The 7,691-nt window shown below is 48.4% G+C and carries 8 protein-coding genes; 3 read left to right on the plus strand and 5 right to left on the minus strand.

The window, feature by feature from the left end; translation table 11 throughout:
- Positions 1–133: 133 nt before the first annotated feature.
- From KW93_RS02660 to hemE, 3 genes are read right to left on the minus strand one after another with little or no spacing between them, the layout of a single operon-like run.
- Positions 134–604, minus strand: a complete 471-nt coding sequence (locus KW93_RS02660) for a FixH family protein (protein WP_033541416.1) — start codon at positions 602–604, stop codon at positions 134–136.
- A 5-nt stretch (positions 605–609) separates the two neighbouring features.
- Positions 610–1,539: a ferrochelatase gene (gene hemH, locus KW93_RS02665; RefSeq protein WP_033541417.1), complete on the minus strand. Its 930-nt coding sequence runs from the start codon at positions 1,537–1,539 to the stop codon at positions 610–612.
- Between the two features lie 30 nt (positions 1,540–1,569).
- Entirely contained in the window at positions 1,570–2,613 is a 1,044-nt protein-coding gene (hemE, locus tag KW93_RS02670) for a uroporphyrinogen decarboxylase (protein ID WP_081986915.1), read from the minus strand.
- Positions 2,614–2,819: 206 nt separating this feature from the next.
- Here hemE and KW93_RS02675 point away from each other — a divergent pair, with 206 nt between their 5' ends.
- From KW93_RS02675 to KW93_RS02685, 3 genes are all read left to right on the plus strand, one after another.
- The gene (locus KW93_RS02675; RefSeq protein ID WP_033541419.1) at positions 2,820–3,329 is read left to right on the plus strand and encodes an antibiotic biosynthesis monooxygenase family protein; all 510 of its coding nucleotides are present in this window, start codon (positions 2,820–2,822) and stop codon (positions 3,327–3,329) included.
- 57 nt (positions 3,330–3,386) lie between these two features.
- On the plus strand, positions 3,387–4,385 hold the full coding sequence (locus KW93_RS02680) for a sodium:calcium antiporter (protein ID WP_033541420.1): 999 nt from the start codon (positions 3,387–3,389) through the stop codon (positions 4,383–4,385).
- An 81-nt stretch (positions 4,386–4,466) separates the two neighbouring features.
- Entirely contained in the window at positions 4,467–5,633 is a 1,167-nt protein-coding gene (locus KW93_RS02685; RefSeq protein ID WP_033541423.1) for an amidohydrolase, read from the plus strand.
- A 43-nt stretch (positions 5,634–5,676) separates the two neighbouring features.
- Here KW93_RS02685 and KW93_RS02690 read toward each other — a convergent pair whose 3' ends face one another.
- Positions 5,677–6,888, minus strand: coding sequence for an ABC transporter permease (locus tag KW93_RS02690; RefSeq protein ID WP_033541421.1), 1,212 nt, complete (start codon positions 6,886–6,888; stop codon positions 5,677–5,679).
- Positions 6,872–7,621: an ABC transporter ATP-binding protein gene (locus KW93_RS02695; protein WP_033541422.1), complete on the minus strand. Its 750-nt coding sequence runs from the start codon at positions 7,619–7,621 to the stop codon at positions 6,872–6,874. The genes KW93_RS02690 and KW93_RS02695 overlap by 17 nt, the downstream gene beginning before the upstream one ends.
- Positions 7,622–7,691: the final 70 nt, after the last annotated feature.

Below are 7,691 nucleotides of genomic sequence, written 5' to 3' on the forward strand. Positions count from 1 at the left end.
GCGCGAGCCCGCGGAAAGCGTGCGCCGGAAAGAAAAGCAATCGTTTCTTTCCACTCCTTCATCTTTTCTTTTATACATGTAAACAAAAAGACAGGCGCACGTGCGCCTGCCTTTTTGTTTTTATGAAATTCGTTTAATGGCCATGGCCATCCATATCCACATTACTGTCTGAATCGTCACTGTCATCCGGAATTATGGACTCCGGATCCGGATTGCCGACGATGATTTCCTGTTTCGGCATTACATGGAGTGAGCGCGCAGTCGTATGAGCCTGGACGAAATAAAGCCCTTCTTCATCGAACTCAACTTCACTTTCATAGACGCCGTCACCGATATGTTCAGCCGTCAGCATTTCAGCTTCGACGCGGTGGCCTGACTGCCAGACTTCGTAAACCACTTCATCTGCGTCTTCAACGAGTTCATTCCCCTGCGTCACTGTTACAGATATAATCATGGCTTCACCGGGTTCCGCAGTTTCAGGTGAATTGAATTCAGTCTCGATTATTTCGGCGCTTCTGCCTGCATCAGCATCGGAGTTTTCTTCTCCACAGGCTGCAAGCAGCAGGAGGCCGGAAAATAGAGTCATAAGTATGATTTTTTTCATCCGATTTATTTTCCAGCCAATTTTCTCATGATGGTATCAGCCATTCCGTCGATGAACAGGGGATGAACGTTCGGCATTTCAGGACGGCGGTAAACTGCACCGATTTCGTCACATACGACTTTACATTCATAGTCGTTGTCAAAAAGCACTTCCAGGTGATCTGCAACAAAGCCCACAGGTGTATAAACAAAAGAACTATAACCTTTTTCGCTGTGCAGGTCGCGGGTCAGATCCTGTACGTCCGGACCGATCCACGGCTCCGGTGTCTGGCCGGCACTTTGCCAGCCGACTTCGTAATTTTCAACACCCGCAGCTTCGGCAATCAGGTCAGCTGTTTCCTTCAATTGCTCCGGATACGGGTCGCCGTTTGCAATAATTTTCTCCGGCAATGAATGCGCGGAAACGATCAGGCACGATTTCGCACGTTCTTCTTCGGACATTTCAGCGAATGCATCACGCACTTTTTCGCTCCAGTACTGGATGAATTTAGGTTCTGTGTACCAGCTTTCAACTGAAGTAAGCTTGATGCCTGCTTTTTCAGCTGCTTCTGCAGCGCGGCCGTTATACGATTTTACAGAGAACGTCGAGAAGTGAGGCGCTAAAACGATGGAAACTGCTTCCGTAATGCCGTCCTGTTTCATCGCTTCGACTCCGTCTTCCACGAAAGGCTCGATGTGCTTCAAGCCCAAATACACTTTAAAGTCGATGTCGTCCTGCACAGCATTCAGGCGGTCGCAAAGTGCCTGCGCCTGATCTTTTGTGATTTTTGCCAGTGGAGAAAGCCCACCGATTGCTTTATAGCGGCTCCGGAGGTCTACCAGACTTTCTTCGCTCGGCTTGCGGCCGCGGCGGATATGCGTATAATATCTTTCAATATCTTCTTCTTTATAAGGAGTTCCGTATGCCATCACCAATAAACCCATTGTCTTTTTCATTGTCAAATCACCTCAGAAATTTTTAGTCGATTATTTTTGTGATTTATAAGCTGCACTGTATTCGTGCACAAACGTTGTCAGGCGTTTCAATGTATCCGGATTTACTTCCGGGAATACGCCGTGCCCCAGGTTGAAAATATAGCCATCATCCTGCATGCCCATATCGAGGATGTTTTTCACGCGTTCTTCGATTACTGGCCAATCCGCCAACAGATACGCTGGATCAAAATTCCCCATCAACGGTTTTGTCAAACCTCTCTCGCGTGCTTCAGAGATCGGCAGACGCCAATCCAGTCCGACTACATCCACCGGCAGGTCATGCCATTCGTTTGCAAGATGCGTCGCACCCACACCGAAAATTGTCAACGGTACGCCTTCGCTGCGCAGCTCGTTGAAGATGCGGTCCATGACCGGCTTGATGAAAATGCGGTAATCTTCCACGTTTAATGCGCCGACCCAGGAGTCAAATATCTGAACGGCTTTCGCTCCTGCTTTAACCTGCGCTTTCACATACGGAATGATCGTGTCTGCCAGTTTATCCATTAGCGCGAACCACATCTGCGGCTCTGACACCATCATCGCTTTTGTTTTATTGTATGATTTCGAAGGGCCGCCTTCGATCATATAGCTTGCCAAAGTAAACGGCGCGCCGGAAAATCCGATCAATGGTACATCCAATTGCTCTTCTGTCAGTAATTTGATGGTTTTCAGCACATAGTCGACATCCTGCTCCGGGTTGATCTCTCCCAGACGGCTGATGTCTTCCATTGTGCGGATCGGGTTATCGATCACCGGACCGATGCCTGCTTTGATTTCTACGTCCACTCCGATTGCAGGCAGCGGCGTAACAATGTCCTTGTACAGAATTGCTGCGTCGACGTTGTACTGGTCGACCGGCAATTTTGTCACATAAGCACACAGTTCCGGCTGATGCGTAATTTCTTCGAGTGAATATTTTTCCTTGATCTTGCGGTACTCGGGCTGTGAACGTCCAGCCTGCCTCATAAACCAGACAGGTACGTGATCCGTCTTTTCTCCTCTTGTCGCTTTAAGATAAGTATCGTTAAAAGCCATCATAAAAACTTCCCTTCCATATTTATCATCCACTGCATATCGTTCCTATATCCGTATATACTATAGACGCTCTATTTTCCATTGTATAGATTGTGCGGGCAAATGTCATAAATTAGACGCTTATGGCTTCACCAGTTCGACAAAGAAGTTTGCTGAAATTTTTTTCAGGGAAAGTTATACTGTATTATATAATGGGAGGGATTATAATGAATCTATTCATGACAACGGGAACTTATGAATACATGAAAAAGATGCGCGACAAATATCCCGAAGAAAATATGGTCGTCATGCAGGGTGAGAACACTACGCTTGTCCTGCACGAAACCGAAGGCAAGACGGTTTTCCAATCACCCCGGCGCTACGAAGTGGTGGACGGCACAGGTGAGTTCAAGGAGAAAGGATATTTTGTTTTCAACAATATTCCAGTAACTGATGAAGGGCGCCCGATTTTCGAGCACCGTTTCAAAAACCGCGCTGGAGCAATTGAAAACGAACCGGGTTATGTCGCATTCCGGGTCCTGCGGCCACTCGATTCTGATACCTATGTCGTGTTGACGGAATGGGAATCTCCTGTTTTCTTTGAAAAATGGAAGGAATCCCAGGCATTCTCAAAAGCCCATTCCAAACCGGAAGGCGCACCGGCAGCCAATCCGGTGAATATCTTCGCAGGATCTTCGTATATCACAACGTATCGCGCGAAGCCTGAAGAAGACTGATGCACAGGCTCTGCTTTTGGGCAGAGTGATTACATACCGGAACAGGAGGAAATTTAATTGGTTTTTGTATATTTTTTAATAGCCGGCATCATCACCGTCTATGCATCGATCAAATTATCACAGTACGCGGATGTTATCAGTGAAAAAACAGCAATGGGCGGCATGATGGTCGGTACGCTGCTGCTGGCGGGTGCCACGTCCCTGCCGGAAGTTTCCACCAGTTTCTCAGCGGCAGCCATCGGCAATGCCGATATCGCCGTCGGAAATATGATCGGCTCCAACCTGTTCAACCTGTTCATTTTGGCAGGATTCGATTTCCTGCTGCGCAAGCGCCGCATTTTGGACCGCGCTTCACGCAATAATATCTATACTGCCCTTTTGGGTATTCTATTGACCATTTTGGTCATGATGGCGCTTTGGCTTCGAATTGATACACAGATCCTTGGCGTCGGCCTTGATGCTTTGATCATCGCAGTCACTTATATCGTCGGTATGGTGCTCCTCAACAAGCTGCCTAATCTTGACCCTGAAGCAGAAGCTGCCGCTGAGGAAGAAGAAGAGCCGGACAACCCCAGTGCCGGACTTTCCGCCAAAGCTGCAATCATCGGCTTTATCATAGGAGCTCTTGTTATCCTGGGAGCCGGTACAGCATTATCCATCACAGGTGATCAGATTGCCGTCATCACCGGCATCGGTTCAAGCTTCATCGGCAGTTTCCTGATTGCTGCGGCAACATCATTGCCGGAAGCGATTGCCGTATTTGTTGCCCTCCGCCTCAATAACGTCAATATGGCTGTAGGTGCGATCCTGGGATCGAATATTTTCAACATGATCATCCTGGCTCTGTCAGATCCAGTTTACCGCGACGGCAATTTAATCGCTGCCGCCACACCGGGTGCTACGATGATCATCGCTACAGGCGTATTGATCATGTCATTATTGGCTCTGTATTTGCTGGCCAGAAAAAACAGCAAGTCCATACTGACATATTCATTGCCATCCCTCGTCATCGTTGTCATCTATTTTGTCGCATCATATCTGAACTTTACTTATTAATGAAAAAGAGAGCGGGGTTCGCTCTCTTTTTTTATGTTATTATTTACTGAATAATACATATCTTTAGGAGGGATTTTATTGGTGCTGGAGAAATTATACACGGAGCTGGATACAGCTTATCCTGAAATGGTCGATATCCGGAGGCATTTGCACATGCACCCCGAAGTTTCATTCAATGAAACAAAAACAGCCTATTACATTCGCCATTATTATGAGCAATTGGGTGTTGAGGTCCGGCATAATGTCGGCGGCAATGGCGTTGTTGCAATCATACGCGGAGCCAAACCTGGAAAAACAATTGCATTGCGGGCCGATTTTGACGCACTTCCCATACAGGACCAAAAAGACGTGCCCTATAAATCCAGAATACCGAATGTCATGCATGCCTGCGGACACGACGGCCATACGGCCACTCTGCTCGTACTCGGCAAAATTCTTCACAGCATGAGGCGCGAACTTCCCGGAACTTACGTCCTGATCCATCAGCATGCCGAAGAATTGGTTCCGGGCGGAGCGCTGGCGATGATTAAAGACGGAGCGCTGGATGGCGTCGATGAAATTTACGGCACCCACCTGTGGTCAATGACGCCATTCGGCCGGATCGATTACCGTGTCGGGCCGATCATTGCGGCAGCCGACAGCTTCACGTTAAAAATTCAGGGCCGCGGCGGGCACGGCGCCATGCCGCATAATACACGGGATGCCATCGTCCTGGGTTCGCAGATTGTCATGAATCTGCAGCAGCTCGTGTCACGCCGCGTCGACCCGCTGGAGTCTGCCGTCTTGTCTGTCGGCTCATTTGTAGCGGAAAACCCGTTTAATATCATTGCAGATCAGGCGATTCTGAAAGGCACGATCCGGACGTTCACTGAAGAAACACGGGACCTCATGGAACAGGAAATGGAACGCGTCATCAACGGCAATTGCCTGGCCGCCGGGTGCACGTATGAATTTACATACAACCGCGGCTACTCCCCTCTCGTGAACCACAAAGAGGAAACGTTGTATTTAAAAGCTGTCGCTGAACAGGTCCCGGGTGTAAAAGAACTGTATAACACGCCGCCGCTCATGATAGGAGAAGATTTCGCCTATTATCTTGAAAAGGTTCCTGGCACTTTCTTCCTTACTGGTGCAATGCCGGAAGGCGAAGTTTACCCGCATCATCACCCAAAATTCGACTTCAAGGAAGAAGCCATGCTGGTTGCGGCAAAAACGCTCGGCAGTGCAGCGCTGAATGCCCATCAATAAAAACAGAAATCCCGTTTCCAGGTGACCATGGAAACGGGATTTTTCATAACTGTTTTTTTGTTTTATTGCCGGCAGAAATTAACGTGCCATACGAAACGGCAAGCATCACTGCAAAAATGATGCCGGCAGTCATGTAGTCACCTGTAAACAGCGGGACAGCTGCGGCCAGCAAAGCCTGAAGCATCTGAACGATGAAGATCAGTTTTTTCACGGCCTGCTGCCTCGAGAAGGCCGACAGCGGAAAAAGGTTGTCCATCCGGAAATGCTGGGTCTGGTTCAGCCCCTGCCATATTTGAATTGCTGAAGCGAAAGCCAGTGCTGCAGCAAAAATGGCTGCGGCAATCGGAAATGGAATGAGCCAGGCGCCGGCCATTGCCAGAAGCGTCAGCCGGACCCACAGATAGAACAGTTCATCCGAACGGATGAACGTCCGCCATACAAGATAATAATGGGCGTCTTTCGGCTTGTTGCCGATGATTCTGTAAACCCAGTTCAGCCAGCTGCGCTGCTTGATCTTGCCTTTAATCTGCGGAACATCTGTAAAGTAATTTGCAAACTGATAAAAACGGAGCATGCGATTTTCTTCCAGCCGGACGAAATGCTCGTAAGGAAACGGCAGACCGGCTGCGCGCTGCTGCACCCATTTGCCGTAGACGATCATCGCGAACAGCAATAAGGCGGCAATCAGCACCAGATTATCAACGTAAAAAAGAGTGAAAGCTGCAGCAAGAACAAATCTGACAAGCCGGTCCGCCCAGACTCTATGGCCCGAATAAGCTTTTCTGAACGAAAACTCGGTCTGGATGTTCCACCATTTAATGATCAGAACCAGCAATGGAAAACCGATCAGATAAGAAGTATCCAATCCGTACAGTGCATTGACCATCGGCAGCGAAACAACGAAAGCAACGACCGGCAAATAAAGCTGAGACACAAAGGACCAGCGGCGCGCCGGTTTCAGAAATTCATCCAGCTTGTTTTCGAGCGGCAGAAAATATACCATATCCGCTTCCTTCAATAATGTCGATGGCGGGCTGTAGGCCAGCAGGATGCCAAAAATGCCGGCAAGTATCCAGGCGGCAGGAAAGTCAGGCGGCACATTTTGCACCCAGTCGCTGTATGCATAACCGGCTGCTCCAATCGCAAACAGCAGGACTACCGCAATGTGGCCGGTGAAAATATATTTGAAGTAATTCTGCACTTCCAGCGTATAACGCTGCAGCCGCCTGGACCAGACATCATGCAGGTTCTTCATGGTCATCATCCTCGGTCATCGCGATATAGAGATCGTCAAGCGTTGCGTCAGGCATCTGGAATTCTTTTCTCAACTGATTCATCGTCCCGATTGCCCGCACCCTTCCGTTATGCAGCAGAATGATCCGGTCGCAGTATTTTTCGGCAGTGGCAAGAATATGGGTGGACATCAAAACTGATGCCCCCTTCTTCTTCTGCTGTTCCATCTGATCCAATAACGATTTGATGCCAAGTGGATCGAGCCCGACAAACGGTTCATCGATAATGTAAAGATCAGGGTCCACAAGAAAGGCACTCATGATCATCACTTTCTGGCGCATTCCTTTTGAAAAGTGGGACGGAAACCATTTCAGCCTTTTTTCCATTCTGAATTCCTTCAAAAGATCAGCGGAACGTTTCTCAAAAGCATCTTTGTCGAGGCCATAAGCCATCGCCGTAAGCTCCAGGTGTTCACGCAAAGTCAATTCTTCATATAGCACCGGCGTCTCCGGAATATAGGAAAAAGCCGAACGGTATGCATCCATGTCTTGCTGGAACGTTTTTCCATTAAGCCGGATTTCTCCGGATTTTTCCTGCATGATTCCAATGATATGTTTGATCGTCGTACTTTTTCCGGCACCGTTCAACCCGATCAGCCCGACAAGTTCACCTTTGCCGATTGAAAAACTGACATCTTTCAATACCGGTTTCCGCGTATAACCGCCTGTCAACGATTCCACTTCCAATAAAGCCAAACCCAACACCTCTTTCTTACTATGTATTTCATTCAACCCCTAATAACCGATATTCCGCAAAACAGCTTCG

Source organism: Planococcus sp. CAU13, from assembly GCF_000775575.1.
GTDB lineage: Bacteria > Bacillota > Bacilli > Bacillales_A > Planococcaceae > Planococcus.